Below are 17671 nucleotides of genomic sequence, written 5' to 3' on the forward strand. Positions count from 1 at the left end.
GTTTTCGTCTGCATTCGCTACCCTCTCAATTTGAACGACTGGACTATCCCAGCGATCTTGAGCGCTTTTCAACAAAAATCGATGCCTACCAAGCCGCACTACTCCGGCGCTCGTCGTCGCCCCGGAACCATGTCGAGGGTCCGTCGAATTGCATCCCGACGATGCCGGTCCGGCCGCCTCGGTTCTTAAGCACGATCACTTCGGCCGTCCCCGCCGATTTGGCCAAGCGCTCGGTCACTTCGGCGGCGCGTTTCTCGTAGGCTGCATCGCTCTCGCCGCTGTTCCGGCTCACCTGCCCATCTGCCCCCACGCGTAGCCTGAGCGCCATTTCCTCGCGGTAGAGCGCCATTACGCAACGAGCGTCCTGCTCGATCGCGCCACTGTCGCGGATATCGGCAAGGGATGGGCGGCGGTCTTCGCGGTTCTCGGACTGCCGGTTGAGCTGGGAGAGTGCGATCACCGGAACGTTCAATTCGCGAGCCATGCGTGCCACGTCTCGGCTGATTTCGGTCACTTCCGCCGTGCGGTTGCCCGATCGCTTCACGGCTGCGCTTGCTTCCATGAGTTGGAGATAGTCGAGGGCGATGAACGCGAGCCCCTGCTTCTGCCGCTTCATGCGCCGGGCCCGGGTGAGGATCTGCTGAACGGTTGCGCCTTCGCGGTCGTCAACCATCATCGGGATATCGCGGGCTGCCATTCCGGCCGCGACGATCCGGTCCATCTCCTCGCGCGATACCGGCCGGCGCTCGCCATTCGGAAATTTCCAGTGCCCTGTCATGACCACATCGACCGGCAGGCCAGTCTTGCCCGCGATCGCCTTGCTCATCAGTTCCTCGGCCGACATTTCGCCGGACCAGATCAGGCCCCGCCCAGAGGTCTGTGCTGCACGCATCGCCAGTCCGAGCATGAGGGACGACTTGCCGACTCCCGGTCGTGCCGCGATGACATACACACCGCCCGGCTTCAGGCCGCTCAGGAGGCCGTTCAAGCCCTCGTACCCGGTATCGATACCAGAGAGGGCGTTACCTGCCTTCCACGAGGCTTCTGTGGCCTCTAGGAGCATGTCTATCGCGTTTGCCGAGGTCTTCATCGGCCGATCGGTGTCGCCAGTCAGGGCGAGACGCTCGATCCGCTCCTGCAATTCCTCAACCAAGACCGCGCCGGTTTTGTCTCCGGCATGGGTCACGTCGAGGATCAGGTTCTCAGCCTCGTCTTTGAGCGAACGAAGCAATGCCGCGTCGGCGATCGCATGGGCATAACCGCGCATCACGGGCTTGCCGACGAAAGCCGTCAGGATCTTCGGGCCCGACGCCTTCCAGAACTCTGCGGTCTTCGGGTTCGTCTCTGCCTCGCTCCTGATCGTAATCGGATCACACGGGCGACCGGCACGGACGCGATCACGAGCAATCCGGTAGAGCTCTCCTACCGCCTCGCTGGTGAAAGCCTCGGGAGTGAGGATGTCGTCCACGAGCTCGAGCATCGCGCTGTTGAGCAGGACGCCGGCGAGTACCGAGCACTCAGCCTCGAACGTGTCGAGCGATCGGACGGGCGGCAGGAAGATCGATTCACTCACGCTCGTTCCTCCCGAACTGCAGGTCGGCAATCAGGCGCAGGGCGCTGGCTGTTGCCTGGATCTCTTCCTCGATCTCGTCTCGGCTCAAGGCCCCTTGCACGATCGCGTCGGCGAAGGTGCTGTTCATGCGCTGCCGGTTCGTGAAGAAGGGTTCGGCAATGTGAGGGATCATGGCTTGGGCACTCCAAGAAAATCATCACGCATCGGCGGCCTTCCCTCGCAACCAGTTCGGGCCCACTCCCGGCGAGCGGCCACGAATGCCGCTTCGACTTCGGGCGGGTATTGTGAGGCCGTGGGCTTGGCCGCGACCACGGCGGTCACGCTCTCGTCGTTCCACCGCTCGCCGTTTAGCCAGGAGGCCGGGTGAGGGCGGAAGTCCTGCCCGTTGCGGACGTTCTCGCCAAAGGGCCACGCCGAGACGGCCCGCATGATCGCCTCGTGCCCAATCTTGCGCCGGGCCTTGTCGTAGGCCTTGCGAGCAGATGCCTTGCCGTCTTTCCGAGGATAGGCCGCCCAGAAGGCTTCGAAGTCCCTGGCCGGACCCTCTGTCTCGCTTCCTGCGTTCGCGTCTTCTGCTTCGAGGTCGAGCGTCGGTTCGTCCCCTGTGGGGACTATAGGGGTATTACTGTCTCTGTCCCTGTCACGCCGCGCGGCGCGTTGTACGGAGGCGTTTCGTTCCTCGGTTTGATATGCGCCTGAAACGCGTTTCACTTCCGTTTCACTGCTCTCTGTGTCATCCGCATGAGACTCGTTTCGCTCCTGATTGCGGCGCATTTCACGCCACTGTTTTAGGCGCTCCTTGTCGTCACTCCGGCGCTTACTCTTGCGTAGCCTTTCCTCATATGAATCAATGGCTTCAGCGCAGATCATGGGGTGATAAAGGCGCCCGTCGGAGCACTCGATAAAGCCGTGCAGAGCGCGTTCTTTTACGTCCTGCCAAGCCTCGATATCGCGCCCGAAATCGGCCAGTGTTGCGAGTGCGCGATCACTGTTCGGTAGGCTTCCGGCTGGCACCTGGTTCCATGCTGCCCACCACAAACGCAGACCAGCACGGAATTCATCCGCGCTTGCCTCGGTATAAAATTCGCTCGCGAATAGCTTGTGACCGAAAAGCGGCATAAATTCGTAGCCGCGTAGGTCACAATATTCGGGCGTCAGGGGTTCTGGTTTGCTCATGCCGCCACCCTCGCTCTCACAGGCACGCCACAGGCCACCAGATGCGCCAGCACGGCATCCACAGACCGGCAGACGGCCACTGACCCGCCAGCCTGCGTCAGACGAGCGTGCATCTCGCGTTGCGCCTTGCTCAGCGTCCCTACGGGCGTCTTGAGCTCGATCAGGTGATGGCGGCCGGCATGGACGATCTCCAGATCTGGCCAGCCGGGCAGGCAGCCGCGTTTCTTGCGTCGGGCACCTTCACGCGGGCCGTTCTGTCGGTTCTCGTGGCTGATCGCTACGGCTTCGGGCGGAAGGGCCAGCTTGAGCGCCAGCCATACCGCTTCGTGCAGGGTGTCCTCAGGGCGCTTCATGAGTAAACCTCCCGGCCCGGTCCCGCTCCCGCCAGAGGGTGCGAACCGTCTTTCTGAGTTCGTCAATTTCCTTGTCTTTTGCTGCCAGGAGGGCCAGCGTTCGGGCAGAGCCGCGTTGAGCAGCTCTGGAGTTGGCGGCAGCGTCCCATAGCTTCGCCATGGCCTCTGTGCGCTCCTGACGCAGCCACTCATTCTCGGCCTTTAAGCGGCGGAGACGGGGGAAGAGGAAATCTAGCATCCGAGCGCCCTCCGGTAGATGTCGAGAAGTGACTCTGCCTCTTCCACTTTCGCCGGGTCTTGCTTGCGGATCTTGATGATCTGCTTGATCGTCGGTACGTCAAAACCCGCCGATTTGCTCTCCGAGAAAATGTCCTTGATGTCGGACGAGAGCGCGGCCCGTTCGGACTCCAAACGTTCCACGCGCTCAATGACCGAGCGGAGCCGATCGGCAGCAATCCCGCCCACGTCGTCACTGTTGTGGCCTGTCATGTCGGTTGCGTTGGTCATGGGGTCAGCCCTTCGTCTTGCATGTCGGCGATTGCGCCGAGGAATTCCGTGATGAATTGCGCTGCGACCTGGGGCACGATTGCATTGCCGTAACCGCGCAGGCGTCCCACTCGGGCGGGTATCCCATGAGCCAGCGGCTGTGTGCCGGGTTCAACTGGCCGGAACTTGCCGTCCCTGCATCCGAGCCAGTCAGCACCTGACCAGAAGCCGTGATCCGTATCGGCCCGTCCTGCATCGTCCATGCTGCCAGTTGCGTCACAACCATCGGGAGCGTTTTCCCTCTTGAATGGGCCATATGCCTCTCCAGGAAGTCTTTCGAGGCACTCTCCGACTTCCAATCCCGAGCGGCGGGAGTAGGCCAGCCCGCGCGCTGCACCGCCATGTTCAGCGTCATATTCGGGGCGAATGGATCGTATTTCTCGCCACGCTGTGAATCTGTCTTGGTGGGCGTCGGCCAGCCTGACTGCTCCGAAGAACAGTCGCTTGCGGATGTGCGGCGCGCCGACGCTACAAGCTGGCAATACTGCCGCAGCGCAGGCGTAGCCGCATCCTTCCAGCGCATCGAATAGATCATCGAGCCAGCCGACCCGAATTGCTGCTTCAACCTGCTCCCCAAAAATGAGGACAGGCTCTTGCTCGCGGATGAGGTCGAGCCAGACGGGGGCAAGGTGCCGTTCATCAGCCTGGCCAAGCCCTTTTCCAGCGACGGAGAAGGGCTGGCAGGGCGGTGATCCGGTCCAAACGCCTGGTGTTCCTTCAAGACCAGCCCAGCGCAAGGCGAGGGGCCACCCGCCGATCCCTGCGAAGAAATGGCACTGGTCGAAGTCTCGCAGATCGTTCGCCCGAACATCTCCAATTGACCGGGTATCGACCGCCCCGGAGGGCAGATGACGTCCATTGATGAGTTCGCGCAGCCATGCTGCCGTGGGTTCGTCCCATTCATTGTAGAGGACACGCACGTCATTCCGCCCCCTCGATAAATTCGTAATGGACGGTCACGACGCGGCGCAGGCCAGCGGCCCGGAGAACTTCAGGAGTAAAGTTTCGATCATCGCGGGAATGGATTTGGCTATTCAGCGTCTGCTTGCTGACACCGGCTTTTTCCGCAAACCTGACTTGGCTTCCGGCGCGGTAAACAGCGTCTTTTACTATTCGCAGCACGTCGATTTCGTCGATCTGGTTGGAGCGGCTCATTTGCGCTGCTCCTCGTGTTCGAGGCGGATATCTGCGACGATTGCTTTGATCCCACACTCGAATGAGGGATTTTCAGACATGAGATTGAGAAGCGCCTCAGCCGAGGGGAGATTCCGCCTGTCGAGCCAGTTTTTGGCTGCCCTCGACGTCGAGTTTGCGTCGCTGGCAAGTTTTGACGCCGCGCCTCGCAGGGGTCGATAATGTTCGGCGAGGAGAGAATAGATCTCACTCTCGACATCAATGCGCAGTGACCGCGGCGAAAACTCGTTGCGGTCCGAGTCCTGCGAGAGCTCATGAGGGATTTCGACAGTCATCATGCGGCTGTCAAAGGAGAACCACTCACCGTGACACCGAAGGTGCTTGAACTCACGATGCATCCACTGCTCAGCGACACGACCACCGGGCATCACACGCAGGAGCGTTAGTTTGTCTGTTCCTGCACAAGTTACTGTGCGAACACGCTCCCATGTCTGTTGAGAGAAACCGATTTTTACAAGCTTCGTCTCGCATCCTTGAGCAAGATAAACAGTCATATCTCAGCCCTCCGGATCAGCAGACGGTGGAAGATTTTTGGCCGGGCTCGCTTTTCGATCGGCGAAAGCCATCAGGCGTAGCGCCATATTGTTCAGGCGATCCGACGCCCATTTCAGCGAGAGCGCGGCGCGTAAGAGGATGCAGGCAATCCACTGCAATTCGCTTGCGTGGAGAAGGATGAGCCAGCGCATTCATTATCCCATCTTTCGGAAAGATCGCGGTACAGCGCGGCCTGGTGTTCGGCTCGTCGTCTGGCGCGGTCGAGGTGGTGCCGATAGGCAGATTGGACGGCCAGGAAGACGTGGGCCGGGATCGCCGACCACTCGCCGTAAAACAGCCGCTTTGCTTGTCCTTCCGTCAGACCCGTTGCCCGGGCGAGACGGTGGAATTTCTCTTTCTGTGGAGCGGACGGAGCGTCCTGCTCGCTCATGGTGCGGACCATTGCCTTGCAATATCCCGTCACGGTTTCTGGCGTGGCGTGAGACGCATCGAATTCCGCCACGGCGGAAAAGTATTCTGAAACTACGGACATGAATTGCTCCAATCTCTGGGGAGCACACCCACAGTTCTTGAGGCTTTCATGGACGACGACACCACCACCCACGAGCACGACAAGCCACTGGTCGAGGCAGATGCGAGAAGGTTCACGCAGCGGTTGGATACGCCCGTGATCGCTCTCGACATTCTGCGCGCGGCCCGTCTCTGGTCGGTGCTGCACCCGCACGCTACGGGCCAGACGCGCCAACGTCTGGTCGAGCAGTTTGCGGCTGCGGTGGGGGTCGTGGTCGTCATTTGATGGGGTCAGAAAGGGATTTCGTCGTCCAGATCGCGCGGGCTATCCCACCCGCCCGACTGGCGCGACTGCTGACCATTCTGGCGCTGCGGGGCCGGTCGGTTGCTCTGGCCCTCGTCGCCGTCCCGGTTGTTGTCGAGCAGCGTCAGTTCACCCCGGAACCGATCAAGCACGACCTCGGTGGAATAGCGCTCTTGGCCGCTTTGGTCGGTCCATTTGCGCGTTTGCAACTGCCCTTCGACATAGACCTTGCGGCCCTTGCGCAGAAAGCGTTCTGCCACGTCTGCAAGACGTTCGTTGAAGATCACCACGCGGTGCCACTCTGTGCGCTCCTTGCGCTCGCCCGATCCCTTGTCGTTCCAGCTTTCCGAGGTCGCAACCGTCAGGTTGACGATCTTGCCGGCCGCCTGCGTGTTGCGGGTCTCAGGGTCACGGCCGAGATTGCCAACGAGGATGACCTTATTCACGGATCCGGCCATCTTATCGGCCTCCGTAGTTTAGGAGGGATGACCGCGCATCGGGTGTCAACACTATCGTTCGTTCGGACACTTTCCGGTCCAGTGATACGGTCCCAATGCCGAGTTTTTTGACATGCTTTCCCAGCGTCAGAACGCGAGCAGCCGACCATCCCAAAACCGCACTGGCGTGGGATATTTTGAAATCAGGACCGGTGAGAATTAGCGCATCGACATATCGGGCTTCGAGAAATCCGCCCCCAATATCGCACTTGAATTTTGTCCGGTTCTTCTCTGCCCAGTCTTTGGCCTCCTGAAACGACAGGAAGTTGTCAACGGATGTTTGCACACCGAATGGCGTCAGGTTTCCGAGTTGAAACACGCCCGTTGACGAAAGGAATATCACTTCATGAGCCATGTTACTTCGCCTTTATTTCGATGACGCGGCGCTTTCCGGCTGTCCGATATCGGAACTGCACGTCTGGGCGCATCTGGGCCTCGGAAATACTCATGATCGACCCTGGGGCATCGACCATTGCGCCGTTGGAAGGCGACACGAAGCCGATGACCATCCACGTTTTCGGGGCTTCCTTCATGTCAGAACCTCCCCATATGCGCGGTCATGGCCTGCGCTTCTTTCCACGAGAGGTCGGGCATCATTGCGCGCCACGTCTCGTCAGCCCCCGCCTTCAGCGGCTCGATGCGTTCGGGTTTGGTCGCGATAGGCGCGAGTTCTGCCCCCGGTTCGGCGCGGCGCGGCGGCATCAGGCCGAACATGATCGCACGGCGCGTGAGGATTTCCGGGCTCGCGCGGCCAAGCTGTTTGGCGGCATCGGCGTCGGAAACACCCGCACTCACGAGACCGACGAACCGAGTGGCCTCCTCCTGCGTGATTGGGGTGTTCCGGCTGCGCGCGCTCTGCGTGGCGTGATTGCCGTTGCACTCCATCTGGCGGTCGAGCGCCTTGCGACATCTCGAATTGCAAAACAGACGGCGCGCCCAATTGAACTCGGTGGCCTCATCGGCCCGCACGATCGCCTTCTGGCACCACTTGCAGGGCTTTGTCTCGGTCATTTCTTCCCTCCCTTGCGTTCGAGGCGTCCGGCGATGCTCTGCAAATCGAGCGCGGAGATGGTTCCGGTCAGGGAGAATGGCGGCTTGGCTGGGGCGCTCACGACTGTCCCTCCGAATGGGCGGCTTGGCTTGGGCGCTCCTCCGAGCTTGTGGCCCGCGTCACGCCGGAAGCCCAGGCGAGCAGGCGGATGGCGGCACAGAGCGGAATTGCGATTTCGAGGAACTGCAGGAGGGTCATGGGCGGGCCTCCGTGGGGGTGCGACGGGCGGACAGCAACGTGCGCACCGGGCAATCCAGAATATCGGCTACGATAGCTGCGTGGCGCGCCGGAACGCTTTTCCACTGGCTGACGGCTTGGGAGGTGACGCCCAATTTCTTAGCCAAGGCGGATGGCCCCCCTGCCTTAGCTATCACCTGTTCGAGTGCTTCGTTGTCCATGAAGCGAATGTAAGAGCCTCTTACATACAATGCAAGCGCAACTTACATAGATTGTAAGAAGGGTCAGATATAAAAAGAAAGGATGCCTTCCATCGACCCCCTTCCCGAAGCAATCCGCCGCTCTGGCGTGAAGAATAAAGACCTTGCCGAGAGGTTTGGCGTAACCAGTCAGGCCGTAAGCCAATGGAAAGCAGGGTCTTCGCTACCGTCACCGGACAAAATCCAAGACGTGATTGCATATCTCCAATCGCACATCGCCGCCCTAGAAGGCGGCCAGCAGATTGCCGCTGACCTGCCATCCCTTACAAAATCATCTGCGCCAGGCTACGTCCCGGTTCGTTCGCTCAATGTTAGCGCAGGCGCCGGGGGAGGCGGGCTTATGGAGGATGGCCTTCTCGGCTATCCCCAGTTCTTCGAGGAAGGGTTTGTCACGCGAGATCTGCGGGCGCGTCCTGAAGACCTGTGTGTGGTGGAAATCGAGGGGCAGTCGATGGAGCCCCTACTGCGCAGCGGCGATACCGTTCTTGTAGATATGCGCAAGAAAAACGTTGCTATGGAGGGCATCTTCGTTGTGTTCGACGGTGACGGCGTTGTGTGCAAGTGGGTCGAAATGGTGCGGGGCCTTGATGCTCCAACCTTGCGTATCAAGTCAGAGAACAACCGCTTCCCGCCCTATGATGTTGAGGCGGAGCGGTGCCAGATCCTCGGGCGAGTAGTCTGGTTTTCTCGTCGCCTGTAAAGTAAGAGCCACTTACGGGAATCTCTCGAACTCTTACTTTTTTCCTTGACATGTAAGTAAGCGTCGCTTACGTTCTCCCCATCACCACCGATGGGGAAGCCAGATGGCAACCGAGCCAACAATCATAGACGTGCTGACCGCGCTCAAGATGTCGAGCCGGGAAATCGCGTCTCTTACCGGCAAGCAGCACTTTCATGTCCTGCGCGACATAGAAGTCATGATGAACGAACTGGATGAAGATGCATCCAAGTTCAGAGGCATCTATTCCGATAGCTACGGTCGCGAAAAGCCTTGCTTTAATCTGCCGAAGAACCTGACCTTCGTCCTCATCGCGGGCTACCGAGCAGATATCCGCCTCAAGATCATTGATCGCTGGATGGCTCTCGAAGCCGCGGCATCCGCTCCAATCGCTTCCCATGACTTCTATGTTCCCCAGACCAAGGCCGAGGCCCTGCGGCTCGCTGCCGATCTGACGGAGCAGGTCGAGGAACAGCGTCAGCGTCTCGATGTGGCCGAGCCCAAGGCAGAAGCACTGGACCAGATGAGCGCCATGAGCGCCGAACCGAAGGGTGTGCGCGATGTGGGGCGACACCTTGGGATCGGTCAGAACAAGGTTGCCGATCTCGTCGTGCAATGGGGCTGGGCCTGCCGCGAGAGCGGAAAGCTGAAACCGACGCATTACGGCAGAGAGCAGAAATACACCGTCCTGACTTCGCGTGTCTTCACCGAGAAGGGCGAAGAGCGTGTGGTTCTCGACTTCAAGATGACGCGCAAGGGCATCAACCGCATGGCCATTCGTCTGGCGCAGGAAGCCCGTAAGAAGCCGCGCCTTGAGCCAGGTATGGCCGCCAAGATCAACAACACACCCTGACCCCGCTTGACGCGACCCCGGCACGCCGGGGCCGAACAAGCCGGGTTTCCGGCCAGTGTTTCCAGTGATGGAGAGAGAAGATGGCATATCCAGACGGAATGCAGTTTCGGAGCAGTGATACGCGCAGCCCGTATTATCGTGCCAAGGCGATGAGTAACTATCAGGCGGCAGTCAGCCAGGATGCGGAGATCGCCGAGGAAATCCGCGAACTGATCACGCGCACTGAGCAGCAGGTGAACGCCAAGCTGTCCCGCGTGACTGACCGTGGCGCGTTCGATACGGACGAACTTGATTGCCTGTTTTGCCGCCTTGGCGAGGCACTGCCAAACCGTGCCGTTCTCGAGCAGAGGGCAGGGTGATGGCCGGGCATTTCATCGAGAGCGACCTGCTCGATAATCTTGGCGGCGAACTGGTGGCGATCAGTGACACGCTGCTCAGCTACGAAATTCGCCTGCGCGGCGAGGGAAAGTCTGAGCAGGCCGACCGTATCTCCTGGCGTCGCCGCTCGCTCGCTGAGTATCGCGAAGCTCTTCGTGAGGCTCCTGTGATGGAGGTCGCACAATGACGACCCGCCTGACTGTGCAACAGCGCATTGAGCAGAGCCGCGAGGCTATCGCGTTCCTGAGCAACCCGGCGTTCGGGCTGGACAGCTCGCCGCTGCGGGCCCGGCTGATCGCGGACCACGAACGGCGACTTGCGTCGGACGCACGGCTGGTCATCCCAGCGATGAAGGAGGCACGCTCATGAGCGGAAAATGGACGCCGGGGCCTTGGGTCGTTGGTAAAGGGGCAGGGTACTTCATCAAGAGGCCCAACGCCAGAATGGCGCATTTGGTAGGGATGACTCCGGGATTTTCTGGCGTTGGTGCGGAGAGTGGCAATGATGAAGAGGCGAGAGCAAACGCCCACCTGATGTCCGCTTCGCCGGAACTGTTCGACGCGTTAAAGCAGATGGTCAGTCTAGCAACGGGGCCTTGCAATACGCGGGATATGACCGAAGCACTCGACCGGGCCCGTGCCGCGCTCGCCAAGGCGAAGGGAGAGGGGGCGTGAATACCCTCGACATCGCCAACGCGGCATACGCAGAGCACGTGAAGCCCTCGTTTGACCGGATGATCGACGCGCTCAAGCAGATGCGTTTGGCAAACGACCCCGACACCGGGGCTGTCCTGTGCATTGAGGCGCTGGACGCACTCGCCAAGGATTGCGCCGCCATGCGGGATGAACTGCGCGAAGGTGTGCGTCAGTCGTGCGACGAGAGCGGGACAGTGTCGTTCGAAGCCGGTCCATATCTTGTCACCAGGACCCGTCCTGAACAGGCCGCGACCGTAACAGACGAGCGCGCCTTGCGTGCTGCCCTTCCGTCTTTGTTTTCCCCCCAGCCGGACAAGCTGAACCGGCCCGAACTCACGAAACGCCTCCGACGCGGCGAGACGATACCGGGCGCAACGCTCGGTGCTGCCCCCGTCGGAACCATTCAGATCAGGACAAGAAAATGAACCAGATTGTCACGACACAGGGTCATGCCCCCGCCATTCAGATCTCCAACTTCGACCAGCTCATGCGCTTCGGCCAGATGGCTGCGAAGTCTGGAATGGTGCCGTCACAATATAACGGCAAGCCAGACGCGATCATCATCGCCGTCCAGATGGGCTCCGAACTCGGCCTGGCACCGATGCAGGCGCTGCAGAACATCGCCGTCATCAACGGGCGTCCGAGCGTCTGGGGCGATGCGCTGCTCGGGCTCGTGCGTGCTTCCTCGGTCTGTGATGACGTGATCGAGACGTTCGAGGGGGATGGCGACAGCCTGACTGCGATCTGCGTGGCCAAGCGCAAGGGGAAATCCCCTGTCGAGGCGCGGTTCTCGGTTGAGGATGCCAAGAACGCAAGTCTTTGGTCCAAGCAAGGGCCCTGGAAGCAATACCCACGCCGGATGTTGCAGATGCGCGCCCGCGGCTTTGCGCTGCGTGACGCGTTTCCTGATGTGCTGCGCGGTCTGATTACTGCGGAAGAGGCCGCTGACACGCCGCAAGATAGCTTCCGTCAGTCGGTGTCGCAGCAGTCCATCGACATTACGCCCGAGCCCAAGCGGGTGCTACCGACCATCGATCATGCTGCCCGGATTTCAGGATGGCTCGAGCGCGCCATGAGGCCAGAACAAGCTGTAGCCGTGCGCGGCAAATGGATCGAGATCGTTGCGAAGGCCGAGGAAGCCGGAAACCCGATAGCCGAGGATGTGCAGAACACGGTCGCTGGAATGATTGATAAGCGCCTTGATGAGCTCGCCGCAGCGTACCAGCCGGAGAACAAGGATCTCGAGCTGGAACACGCGCCGTCATGAGCGACTTCCTGAGGTGCCTCGCGCGCTGGTGGCGGGACGGCAGAACCGGACACGGCTGGAGGTGCAGGCGATGACCCACCCCGGCGACGAGGAAATAGCGGACCGCCTGACGAGAGAGCAGGCGGCACAGGATGCAATTCGCGCCCGGATAGCGGCGCAGACACAACGAGCGCAGGAGGCCGAGAAGGGCCGGAGCGCAGGGGAGAGACGGGGATGAGTGACGCAACGACACTAGGCGATGCACTTCCGAAGGAAATGGCCAGAGTACGCGATAACGTGCTGCCTTATTACGACGAAATCCCAGCTGGGTATTTTGCCGCAGCGTTGATGCGGCGCGATTTGGACGAGGCCGCGCACGCCATGGCTCAGGGTGACGTAGTTGCGATGATCCGCAGCTACGAAACACTCAAGGAGTACGAGGTATGACCCACAAACAGAAGCCGGAGAGCAAGAAATACGCTCCCGAAATAATGGGGCTTGCCGTGCGAATTCATGGCCTGTTTCAGGATGGAAATGACCGAGGGGATGTAAGCGATTTCGAGAAGCTGGTTGACGCGGGGCTCATGACGGAAGGCGTTCATAGCGAGAACTGTCAGTCTGATAGCCTTGAAGCCGGAGAAACTGTCTGGATTTTTACGCCGGAAGGTCTGAGCACAGTTCGGTTATTCAAAGAGGGGGCAGGACAATGACCCAGCACGAACAGAAGCCGGAGAGCACGAAGTTTCTGGCGCGGGACGCAAGCGCGTGGCAGCCAATCAGCACGGCACCGAAAGACGGGACTTACCTTGACTTGTGGGTTGAGGGAGAGGAAAGCGCAACGCGCTACGAAAACGCTCATTATGGCGTCGAACATCACGATTGCGGCGAATACGGCAGGTATTGCGACAGTTGCCCCGCTCCCGGAAAGCGGTGGATTGATGCCATTGGGATGGAAATTGCCGGGACTGTCACGCACTGGCGCGCAATTCCCGCATCCCCAAAAGACGAGGCAGAGCAGCGCCGGAAGGATGCGGAGGGGGCGGACATCGCAGGATATATCAGCGAGGCTGCACTTGTGTATCTCACGTCAAAAGCACCGCTTACCAAAGCAAATATCTATGGGTCGGAAAATCAGGCATGGCCGGTCCCTCTATACACCCGCCCCGCCAACGTCGCCGCGCTTGAGGCTCGGGTGAAGGAGTTGGAGGGGGAAGTAGAGCGGCTGAAAAAACCGCAATGGTTCGGCGTAGATGAGGATTCGTATGGATCGCCGCATGAGGCACTCGAATGCCTTGAGATAGAACCGCTTCAAATCTTAGAAATGATGGGATTCGCTGCGACCGGACTTGTCTGGGCTTTCCATGACGGAAAGAGATCCCGCCGGTTCGCAACCGAAGCAGATGCAAGAAACGCAGTCGCAGCCATCCGCGAGGGAGGTGAGTGATGCAAAAGCTTAGTTACGCGTGGGACGTCATCTTCAACAATGATCCCGACCTTAGCCCGCGCGAAAATGACGCAATCAAGCGGGCTCTTGGAGCGCTGGATGAGGCAGACTTCAACCTGCTCCCGGACAATCTCGCCGTCATCAAGCGAGATGGAGCAGGCTATAGCGATCTGCCGTGTCCGAGGCTGCAGCTTCGCTGGGATAAGTGCGGCGACATTTGCCACTACGAATTGGTGATGGAGCTGTCAGAGTTTGACATCCGAAGAGAGAAAAATGGTGAAGTCCGTAGCCGCTTCATCGCGGTCCCTATGGGATGCACGACTAGGTATCCTGGCGGTTCCCCGCGTTCCGAGAATGGGGTGATTGATACGCCATACAGGGATGGTGTTCATATTCGACTGGACATGAAGCACCTCGACTTGCCGGGGTATGCCCTCTGGGAAGGACATGCTCATGCGCTGCAGGAATTGTCCCATGACTGACCCCACCCCCTTCAACCGCCTCCTGGGCGAACGGGTGCGGCGGCTGGTCGAGAAAGACGGGCGCTCGATGGAGGCTATATCACTCGCGGCCGGCATGGGCCCGCATACGGTTGGACGGATCGTGCGCGGCCATGCCGTGAAGGTCGATACGCTGTTCACGATCCTGCTCGAGGTTAAGGCCACGGGGGAGGTTCTGAGTGCGGTCTATGCCGACTTTGTGGAGTTTCGGAAGGAGAGGGCGCATGGGTGAGGGAATGCCTGAAGTGCTGGTCGTTCGCGATGTTCTCGCCCGGCTCAAGGGGAGGATAGGGCGATGCAAGCTCATGGAGCACCTACGGGATACGCCTGAGTTCGCAGGCGGCCCGACACACCGAAGATGGCCGGGCCGGATCGTGTTTCTGCCCGACGATATCAACCGCCTTTTACTGAGTCTGGAATGCCCCTCAAAGTCGTCTCACGCGCCGGTACGGACCGGCTCTACCTGCGCGGAACCGTCCGAGGACAAAGCGTTTTCGAGAGCGCAGGAACTTCTGACCCCCAAAAAGCCGAAGCTTACCGGGCTAAGCGTGAAGCGGAACTCTGGACGGAAAGCGTCTATGGCAAGCGTGCAGTCGTCACGTTCGCCCACGCCCTGACGGCATATCTCGAAGCTGAGGAACGGTCCGAGACTACGAAAGCCCACCTGCGACGCCTGCTCGATCACTTCGGGACGACGCGCCTGAGCGACATCAACCAGGCCGCTGTTGATAAGGCGTATGGCCGCATCCTGACTTCGGGACGGGGTGCGAGCCCCGCAACGAAACTGCGCGGCGTCCTTACCCCGCTTAAAGCCGTACTCGAGTTTGCTGCGCGTCGGCAGTGGTGCGAACGTCCGGCGTTCGAGCGTCCGAAAGTCGCAGCGTCTCGCACGATCTACCTGCGTCCGGCTGAAGTTGATGCGCTGATTGATTCGGCAGCAGATCACCTCAAGCCGCTCTTGATCTTCCTCGCCGGGACTGGCGTCCGCATGTCCGAGGCGCTGGATCTGGAATGGCGCCACGTTGATCTAAAGGGATCTCGCGCGGTGGTCTGGCAGAAGCAGGGCACGGAACGGCACGTTGATCTGCCTGCGGTCGTGGTGATGGCGTTGGATGCGCTCGAACATCGTGAAGGCCATGTGTTCCGCCCGGTGCGTGCGAGACGCCCTGCGGGGGCGCGATCGGGTAAAGAAGTGGGGGATCGGTATCACAACAACGGGCGCACGAGTGGCGGCCAGATCAAGAACGGATGGGCAAGAGCTTGTCGTGATGCTGAGCTGCCCGGCCATTGGCGCGAGTGGATACCCAAGGGCACGAACCAGACCAAGCGGGTATGGGTGCCAGAAGTGACGCCGCACGATCTGCGGCACACATGGGCAACGTGGCATTACTGCCTGCATCGCGACTTGCTGGCACTGAGGGAGGATGGGGGATGGAGCACGATCACAATGGTGACGCGCTACGCCAAAAAGATGCCGGGCGCCTATGCGCCGGAAATCAGGGGGTGGCTGGACGGAGAAACGCAGGGTGTGCAAAATCCGTGCAGCGATAATTCGGACAACGAAAAAGTGGCGGTATTCCACCGTTTTTGACGGGTTGGTTTCGGCCTTCACACGGCAGGGGTCACAGGTTCAATCCCTGTCGCACCCACCATCCTCACCCGAAAAGTAGACGGCTTTTTGGGAGTCGCACCAATGATGTTCTTAATACACTAGCCTGTTCGCGTGAGGCCAAGTATGTCGACACATTGCCGGCAGGGAAAAGTTTATAGTCACTAGCAAACCGAAAGCCGCGACCGTTTGAGATAGGCCGACGTGCGCGATCAACTCCCGCACGATAACTGTCCATCCTATTCTTTCATCGCCGCACCCCGATATGAAGCGCGCTCACGAAATACTCTCAAGAGTTTGCTTCAGCAAAACTCCATAACCGAGTATCTGCGCCAGCCACAGTAAAATAGAGTCGCTGCCATCATCTCATATCTGGAATTGCGGTATTCTGCGTGCGTGTAGATCGGCATGCAAGCTGAGGTCGAGGCTCAAAATTGAAAAATTAAATTATTGACATATTCGTCTCTCCTCTATCATGTCCACTGAGCGCCTCAGCAGGTAGGAGAGTGATAATTGCATAATTTAAGAGAACGCTGCGCAAATCTGAGTATAGTTGTGCATGGCAATTGTTCAAGATCGAATTATGAGGATGTGGCGAATATCCTCATGTCTTACAGAAATAATTTCCCGCATGCAGAAATTATTTTTTCTATCTCAAGTTCCGATTTCATTGACTTTGCATCTTCAACCGTCACACGCTGCAGTACTCGCTTTTCCAGTATGGAAAATTTCTGTCATTTGATCAATTGTCAGGCTGACAAGATCGCTTACGCGCGGCTTGCAAACACCTTCCCCGCAGTCTTTCGCGACGGCGCACGGTCACACCCAAATCACATGATTGAGGCGGCGTGTAGTGGATTGGCTCTCGCAACACGCGAATTTGTCCTTCGGGTGAGGAACGATCTTCTTTTCAAGTCAGAAAAATTTTTAGAGAAATATGTGGATCTTTATGAAAATTTTTACCAGAAGGGCCGATATACCGTAGTTGATATGCCTATTATGATATCGTCCCTTTTTACGTTGAACCCGTTTTCAGGTGTAAGGCTGCCGTTTCATTATGGAGACTGGTTCCATTTCGGTCTAACCAAAGACGTGCGTGAGTTGTGGAATGTACCACTCGTTGATTTGACATTTATGACTTATTACGAGAGCAACACCTGTCTTTCCGGAACTAGAGAGAAAGAGAGGAACTTTTTCTCAAGGCTGGCTATAGAGCAGTATGTGCACTACGAGTTTCTCAACAAGAAAATAGATGGTATATTCCTCAGTCATCACAACGATGATCGGTCAATTGTGGAATCTATAGAGATACTCATAGAAAATTTTCTATTGTGTGACTTGTATAATCTAGAAATATATTTCCCCAAATATAATCACGGCTTCATCCCATACACCGACAACAATCTTCGTATAATCGAGGAGGATTGGATCGTTCTATCGTCGGATAAATCGATCGATATCCCTGTCTATCTCGACAAAGGAAAATTTGGTGCTCGGAGATATAATCCGCAACGATTCCCGCTGTTGATTGGTGCACAGAATCTCATGAGCGACGTAGGCTTCCACTTCGGAAGAAGCATAATAATACCGGGCGATGCTGAAGGCGGAATAGTATGTTTCGGCCCTTACATAGGGCTTTTCAAGGGGAGTTATACTGCAACGGTCGAAGTCTCGTCTCTATATCCTCGCCAAGATGATTGCTATCTCGTATTGAAGGCCGCGTATAATGGAGGCCAGAGCGTCTTAGCGACAGCCGAGTTTCCGCGGGATCATGGGAACGATGCTGAAGATAGCGCCGTCTTCCTTCAGATATCGTTCGAGCAGGCTGAAGATCGTATAGACGATTTCGAAATCGTGCTCACGTCTCACGGTTTCTACGATATGGCGATAGACAGGGTCGTACTGGAGAAGACTGATGGGCGAGAAGCCGGTCCTGTCCCTAGTACGTCAAAACGCTCAAATCCACGCGTCGCAAGACTACCAGGTTGGTCCCATGCCACCGGCAAGGGGAGATCGCCGTCGTAAATTACTAGTGCTGGTGGACGAATCTGAGCCAGAGGAAGGCTGAGGCGATTGAAACAAATCCGAGGCA

Annotated in this window: 32 protein-coding genes; 17 read left to right on the top strand and 15 right to left on the bottom strand. The window is 58.6% G+C overall.

The window, feature by feature from the left end:
• Positions 1 to 85 precede the first annotated feature (85 nt).
• The 9 genes from AA0535_RS08540 to AA0535_RS08580 all read right to left on the bottom strand — a co-directional run bounded on the left by AA0535_RS08540 (position 86) and on the right by AA0535_RS08580 (position 5869).
• Positions 86 to 1573 carry a replicative DNA helicase gene (locus AA0535_RS08540; RefSeq protein WP_264815547.1) on the bottom strand — a complete coding sequence of 496 codons (1488 nt, stop codon included), beginning with the start codon at positions 1571 to 1573 and terminating at the stop codon, positions 86 to 88.
• Positions 1566 to 1745: a hypothetical protein gene (locus AA0535_RS08545; protein WP_264815548.1), complete on the bottom strand. Its 180-nt coding sequence runs from the start codon at positions 1743 to 1745 to the stop codon at positions 1566 to 1568. The genes AA0535_RS08540 and AA0535_RS08545 overlap by 8 nt, the downstream gene beginning before the upstream one ends.
• Positions 1742 to 2749 carry a YdaU family protein gene (locus AA0535_RS08550; RefSeq protein WP_264815549.1) on the bottom strand — a complete coding sequence of 336 codons (1008 nt, stop codon included), beginning with the start codon at positions 2747 to 2749 and terminating at the stop codon, positions 1742 to 1744. The genes AA0535_RS08545 and AA0535_RS08550 overlap by 4 nt, the downstream gene beginning before the upstream one ends.
• Positions 2746 to 3102, bottom strand: coding sequence for a VRR-NUC domain-containing protein (locus AA0535_RS08555; RefSeq protein ID WP_264815551.1), 357 nt, complete (start codon positions 3100 to 3102; stop codon positions 2746 to 2748). Before AA0535_RS08555 ends, AA0535_RS08550 begins: the two co-directional genes overlap by 4 nt.
• 231 nt (positions 3103 to 3333) lie before the next feature.
• A complete protein-coding gene (locus AA0535_RS08560) occupies positions 3334 to 3609 on the bottom strand; it encodes a DUF2312 domain-containing protein (protein ID WP_264815553.1) in 276 nt (91 codons plus the stop codon).
• Complete coding sequence (locus AA0535_RS08565; RefSeq protein ID WP_264815554.1) at positions 3606 to 4568, bottom strand: DNA cytosine methyltransferase; 963 nt, start codon at positions 4566 to 4568, stop codon at positions 3606 to 3608. Before AA0535_RS08565 ends, AA0535_RS08560 begins: the two co-directional genes overlap by 4 nt.
• 1 nt (position 4569) lies before the next feature.
• Positions 4570 to 4803: a helix-turn-helix domain-containing protein gene (locus tag AA0535_RS08570; protein WP_264815555.1), complete on the bottom strand. Its 234-nt coding sequence runs from the start codon at positions 4801 to 4803 to the stop codon at positions 4570 to 4572.
• A complete protein-coding gene (locus tag AA0535_RS08575) occupies positions 4800 to 5336 on the bottom strand; it encodes a GIY-YIG nuclease family protein (protein WP_264815556.1) in 537 nt (178 codons plus the stop codon). Before AA0535_RS08575 ends, AA0535_RS08570 begins: the two co-directional genes overlap by 4 nt.
• 113 nt (positions 5337 to 5449) lie before the next feature.
• Positions 5450 to 5869 carry a hypothetical protein gene (locus AA0535_RS08580; RefSeq protein ID WP_264815557.1) on the bottom strand — a complete coding sequence of 140 codons (420 nt, stop codon included), beginning with the start codon at positions 5867 to 5869 and terminating at the stop codon, positions 5450 to 5452.
• Between the two features lie 3 nt (positions 5870 to 5872).
• On the opposite strand from AA0535_RS08580, the gene AA0535_RS08585 reads away from it, so the two are divergent.
• Positions 5873 to 6133, top strand: coding sequence for a hypothetical protein (locus AA0535_RS08585; protein WP_264815558.1), 261 nt, complete (start codon positions 5873 to 5875; stop codon positions 6131 to 6133).
• A gap of 5 nt (positions 6134 to 6138) precedes the next feature.
• Here the strand turns inward: AA0535_RS08585 and ssb are convergent, their stop codons facing one another.
• From ssb to AA0535_RS08615, 6 genes are all read right to left on the bottom strand, one after another.
• Entirely contained in the window at positions 6139 to 6609 is a 471-nt protein-coding gene (gene ssb, locus AA0535_RS08590; RefSeq protein ID WP_264815559.1) for a single-stranded DNA-binding protein, read from the bottom strand.
• Position 6610: 1 nt separating this feature from the next.
• Positions 6611 to 7003: a hypothetical protein gene (locus AA0535_RS08595; protein ID WP_264815560.1), complete on the bottom strand. Its 393-nt coding sequence runs from the start codon at positions 7001 to 7003 to the stop codon at positions 6611 to 6613.
• Position 7004: 1 nt separating this feature from the next.
• Positions 7005 to 7181 carry a hypothetical protein gene (locus AA0535_RS08600; RefSeq protein ID WP_264815561.1) on the bottom strand — a complete coding sequence of 59 codons (177 nt, stop codon included), beginning with the start codon at positions 7179 to 7181 and terminating at the stop codon, positions 7005 to 7007.
• A gap of 1 nt (position 7182) precedes the next feature.
• Positions 7183 to 7659, bottom strand: coding sequence for a hypothetical protein (locus tag AA0535_RS08605; protein WP_264815562.1), 477 nt, complete (start codon positions 7657 to 7659; stop codon positions 7183 to 7185).
• Positions 7660 to 7756: 97 nt separating this feature from the next.
• Positions 7757 to 7897, bottom strand: a complete 141-nt coding sequence (locus AA0535_RS08610; RefSeq protein ID WP_264815563.1) for a hypothetical protein — start codon at positions 7895 to 7897, stop codon at positions 7757 to 7759.
• Positions 7894 to 8097 (bottom strand): helix-turn-helix domain-containing protein, encoded by a 204-nt coding sequence (locus AA0535_RS08615; RefSeq protein WP_264815564.1) that lies wholly within the window; start codon positions 8095 to 8097, stop codon positions 7894 to 7896. The genes AA0535_RS08610 and AA0535_RS08615 overlap by 4 nt, the downstream gene beginning before the upstream one ends.
• Positions 8098 to 8179: 82 nt before the next feature.
• Between AA0535_RS08615 and AA0535_RS08620 the strand changes: the two genes are divergently transcribed.
• The 16 genes from AA0535_RS08620 to AA0535_RS08695 all read left to right on the top strand — a co-directional run bounded on the left by AA0535_RS08620 (position 8180) and on the right by AA0535_RS08695 (position 17604).
• On the top strand, positions 8180 to 8836 hold the full coding sequence (locus AA0535_RS08620) for a LexA family transcriptional regulator (RefSeq protein WP_264815565.1): 657 nt from the start codon (positions 8180 to 8182) through the stop codon (positions 8834 to 8836).
• A gap of 103 nt (positions 8837 to 8939) precedes the next feature.
• Positions 8940 to 9707 (top strand): phage regulatory protein/antirepressor Ant, encoded by a 768-nt coding sequence (locus tag AA0535_RS08625; protein ID WP_264815567.1) that lies wholly within the window; start codon positions 8940 to 8942, stop codon positions 9705 to 9707.
• Positions 9708 to 9787: 80 nt separating this feature from the next.
• On the top strand, positions 9788 to 10066 hold the full coding sequence (locus AA0535_RS08630) for a hypothetical protein (protein ID WP_264815568.1): 279 nt from the start codon (positions 9788 to 9790) through the stop codon (positions 10064 to 10066).
• Positions 10066 to 10272 (top strand): hypothetical protein, encoded by a 207-nt coding sequence (locus AA0535_RS08635; protein WP_264815569.1) that lies wholly within the window; start codon positions 10066 to 10068, stop codon positions 10270 to 10272. Before AA0535_RS08630 ends, AA0535_RS08635 begins: the two co-directional genes overlap by 1 nt.
• The gene (locus AA0535_RS08640; RefSeq protein WP_264815570.1) at positions 10269 to 10454 is read left to right on the top strand and encodes a hypothetical protein; all 186 of its coding nucleotides are present in this window, start codon (positions 10269 to 10271) and stop codon (positions 10452 to 10454) included. The genes AA0535_RS08635 and AA0535_RS08640 overlap by 4 nt, the downstream gene beginning before the upstream one ends.
• On the top strand, positions 10451 to 10759 hold the full coding sequence (locus AA0535_RS08645; protein WP_264815571.1) for a hypothetical protein: 309 nt from the start codon (positions 10451 to 10453) through the stop codon (positions 10757 to 10759). The genes AA0535_RS08640 and AA0535_RS08645 overlap by 4 nt, the downstream gene beginning before the upstream one ends.
• On the top strand, positions 10756 to 11205 hold the full coding sequence (locus AA0535_RS08650; protein WP_264815572.1) for a hypothetical protein: 450 nt from the start codon (positions 10756 to 10758) through the stop codon (positions 11203 to 11205). Before AA0535_RS08645 ends, AA0535_RS08650 begins: the two co-directional genes overlap by 4 nt.
• Positions 11202 to 12047 carry a recombinase RecT gene (locus AA0535_RS08655; RefSeq protein WP_264815573.1) on the top strand — a complete coding sequence of 282 codons (846 nt, stop codon included), beginning with the start codon at positions 11202 to 11204 and terminating at the stop codon, positions 12045 to 12047. The genes AA0535_RS08650 and AA0535_RS08655 overlap by 4 nt, the downstream gene beginning before the upstream one ends.
• Positions 12048 to 12060: 13 nt before the next feature.
• Complete coding sequence (locus tag AA0535_RS08660) at positions 12061 to 12264, top strand: hypothetical protein (protein ID WP_264815574.1); 204 nt, start codon at positions 12061 to 12063, stop codon at positions 12262 to 12264.
• Positions 12261 to 12473, top strand: coding sequence for a hypothetical protein (locus tag AA0535_RS08665; RefSeq protein WP_264815575.1), 213 nt, complete (start codon positions 12261 to 12263; stop codon positions 12471 to 12473). Before AA0535_RS08660 ends, AA0535_RS08665 begins: the two co-directional genes overlap by 4 nt.
• On the top strand, positions 12470 to 12736 hold the full coding sequence (locus tag AA0535_RS08670; RefSeq protein WP_264815576.1) for a hypothetical protein: 267 nt from the start codon (positions 12470 to 12472) through the stop codon (positions 12734 to 12736). Before AA0535_RS08665 ends, AA0535_RS08670 begins: the two co-directional genes overlap by 4 nt.
• A complete protein-coding gene (locus AA0535_RS08675) occupies positions 12733 to 13470 on the top strand; it encodes a hypothetical protein (RefSeq protein ID WP_264815577.1) in 738 nt (245 codons plus the stop codon). The genes AA0535_RS08670 and AA0535_RS08675 overlap by 4 nt, the downstream gene beginning before the upstream one ends.
• Positions 13470 to 13952 (top strand): hypothetical protein, encoded by a 483-nt coding sequence (locus AA0535_RS08680; RefSeq protein WP_264815578.1) that lies wholly within the window; start codon positions 13470 to 13472, stop codon positions 13950 to 13952. The genes AA0535_RS08675 and AA0535_RS08680 overlap by 1 nt, the downstream gene beginning before the upstream one ends.
• Entirely contained in the window at positions 13945 to 14202 is a 258-nt protein-coding gene (locus AA0535_RS08685) for a hypothetical protein (RefSeq protein WP_264815579.1), read from the top strand. Before AA0535_RS08680 ends, AA0535_RS08685 begins: the two co-directional genes overlap by 8 nt.
• Before the next feature lie 186 nt (positions 14203 to 14388).
• Positions 14389 to 15561: a tyrosine-type recombinase/integrase gene (locus AA0535_RS08690; protein WP_264815580.1), complete on the top strand. Its 1173-nt coding sequence runs from the start codon at positions 14389 to 14391 to the stop codon at positions 15559 to 15561.
• Between the two features lie 852 nt (positions 15562 to 16413).
• Positions 16414 to 17604 carry a WavE lipopolysaccharide synthesis family protein gene (locus AA0535_RS08695; protein ID WP_264815581.1) on the top strand — a complete coding sequence of 397 codons (1191 nt, stop codon included), beginning with the start codon at positions 16414 to 16416 and terminating at the stop codon, positions 17602 to 17604.
• Positions 17605 to 17671 lie beyond the last annotated feature (67 nt).

It is taken from the genome of Asaia krungthepensis NRIC 0535, from assembly GCF_025995175.1.
In the GTDB taxonomy this organism is placed as follows: Bacteria; Pseudomonadota; Alphaproteobacteria; order Acetobacterales; family Acetobacteraceae; genus Asaia; species Asaia krungthepensis.

Coding starts and splice junctions, on each gene's coding strand:
- AA0535_RS08545 (WP_264815548.1), bottom strand. CDS start 1,745: ATGATCCCTCACATTGCCGAACCCTTCTTCACGAACCGGCAGCGCATG.
- AA0535_RS08550 (WP_264815549.1), bottom strand. CDS start 2,749: ATGAGCAAACCAGAACCCCTGACGCCCGAATATTGTGACCTACGCGGC.
- AA0535_RS08555 (WP_264815551.1), bottom strand. CDS start 3,102: ATGAAGCGCCCTGAGGACACCCTGCACGAAGCGGTATGGCTGGCGCTC.
- AA0535_RS08560 (WP_264815553.1), bottom strand. CDS start 3,609: ATGACCAACGCAACCGACATGACAGGCCACAACAGTGACGACGTGGGC.
- AA0535_RS08570 (WP_264815555.1), bottom strand. CDS start 4,803: ATGAGCCGCTCCAACCAGATCGACGAAATCGACGTGCTGCGAATAGTA.
- AA0535_RS08575 (WP_264815556.1), bottom strand. CDS start 5,336: ATGACTGTTTATCTTGCTCAAGGATGCGAGACGAAGCTTGTAAAAATC.
- AA0535_RS08580 (WP_264815557.1), bottom strand. CDS start 5,869: ATGTCCGTAGTTTCAGAATACTTTTCCGCCGTGGCGGAATTCGATGCG.
- ssb (WP_264815559.1), bottom strand. CDS start 6,609: ATGGCCGGATCCGTGAATAAGGTCATCCTCGTTGGCAATCTCGGCCGT.
- AA0535_RS08595 (WP_264815560.1), bottom strand. CDS start 7,003: ATGGCTCATGAAGTGATATTCCTTTCGTCAACGGGCGTGTTTCAACTC.
- AA0535_RS08600 (WP_264815561.1), bottom strand. CDS start 7,181: ATGAAGGAAGCCCCGAAAACGTGGATGGTCATCGGCTTCGTGTCGCCT.
- AA0535_RS08605 (WP_264815562.1), bottom strand. CDS start 7,659: ATGACCGAGACAAAGCCCTGCAAGTGGTGCCAGAAGGCGATCGTGCGG.
- AA0535_RS08610 (WP_264815563.1), bottom strand. CDS start 7,897: ATGACCCTCCTGCAGTTCCTCGAAATCGCAATTCCGCTCTGTGCCGCC.
- AA0535_RS08615 (WP_264815564.1), bottom strand. CDS start 8,097: ATGGACAACGAAGCACTCGAACAGGTGATAGCTAAGGCAGGGGGGCCA.
- AA0535_RS08620 (WP_264815565.1), top strand. CDS start 8,180: ATGCCTTCCATCGACCCCCTTCCCGAAGCAATCCGCCGCTCTGGCGTG.
- AA0535_RS08625 (WP_264815567.1), top strand. CDS start 8,940: ATGGCAACCGAGCCAACAATCATAGACGTGCTGACCGCGCTCAAGATG.
- AA0535_RS08630 (WP_264815568.1), top strand. CDS start 9,788: ATGGCATATCCAGACGGAATGCAGTTTCGGAGCAGTGATACGCGCAGC.
- AA0535_RS08635 (WP_264815569.1), top strand. CDS start 10,066: ATGGCCGGGCATTTCATCGAGAGCGACCTGCTCGATAATCTTGGCGGC.
- AA0535_RS08640 (WP_264815570.1), top strand. CDS start 10,269: ATGACGACCCGCCTGACTGTGCAACAGCGCATTGAGCAGAGCCGCGAG.
- AA0535_RS08645 (WP_264815571.1), top strand. CDS start 10,451: ATGAGCGGAAAATGGACGCCGGGGCCTTGGGTCGTTGGTAAAGGGGCA.
- AA0535_RS08655 (WP_264815573.1), top strand. CDS start 11,202: ATGAACCAGATTGTCACGACACAGGGTCATGCCCCCGCCATTCAGATC.
- AA0535_RS08665 (WP_264815575.1), top strand. CDS start 12,261: ATGAGTGACGCAACGACACTAGGCGATGCACTTCCGAAGGAAATGGCC.
- AA0535_RS08670 (WP_264815576.1), top strand. CDS start 12,470: ATGACCCACAAACAGAAGCCGGAGAGCAAGAAATACGCTCCCGAAATA.
- AA0535_RS08675 (WP_264815577.1), top strand. CDS start 12,733: ATGACCCAGCACGAACAGAAGCCGGAGAGCACGAAGTTTCTGGCGCGG.
- AA0535_RS08680 (WP_264815578.1), top strand. CDS start 13,470: ATGCAAAAGCTTAGTTACGCGTGGGACGTCATCTTCAACAATGATCCC.
- AA0535_RS08685 (WP_264815579.1), top strand. CDS start 13,945: ATGACTGACCCCACCCCCTTCAACCGCCTCCTGGGCGAACGGGTGCGG.
- AA0535_RS08690 (WP_264815580.1), top strand. CDS start 14,389: ATGCCCCTCAAAGTCGTCTCACGCGCCGGTACGGACCGGCTCTACCTG.
- AA0535_RS08695 (WP_264815581.1), top strand. CDS start 16,414: ATGATTGAGGCGGCGTGTAGTGGATTGGCTCTCGCAACACGCGAATTT.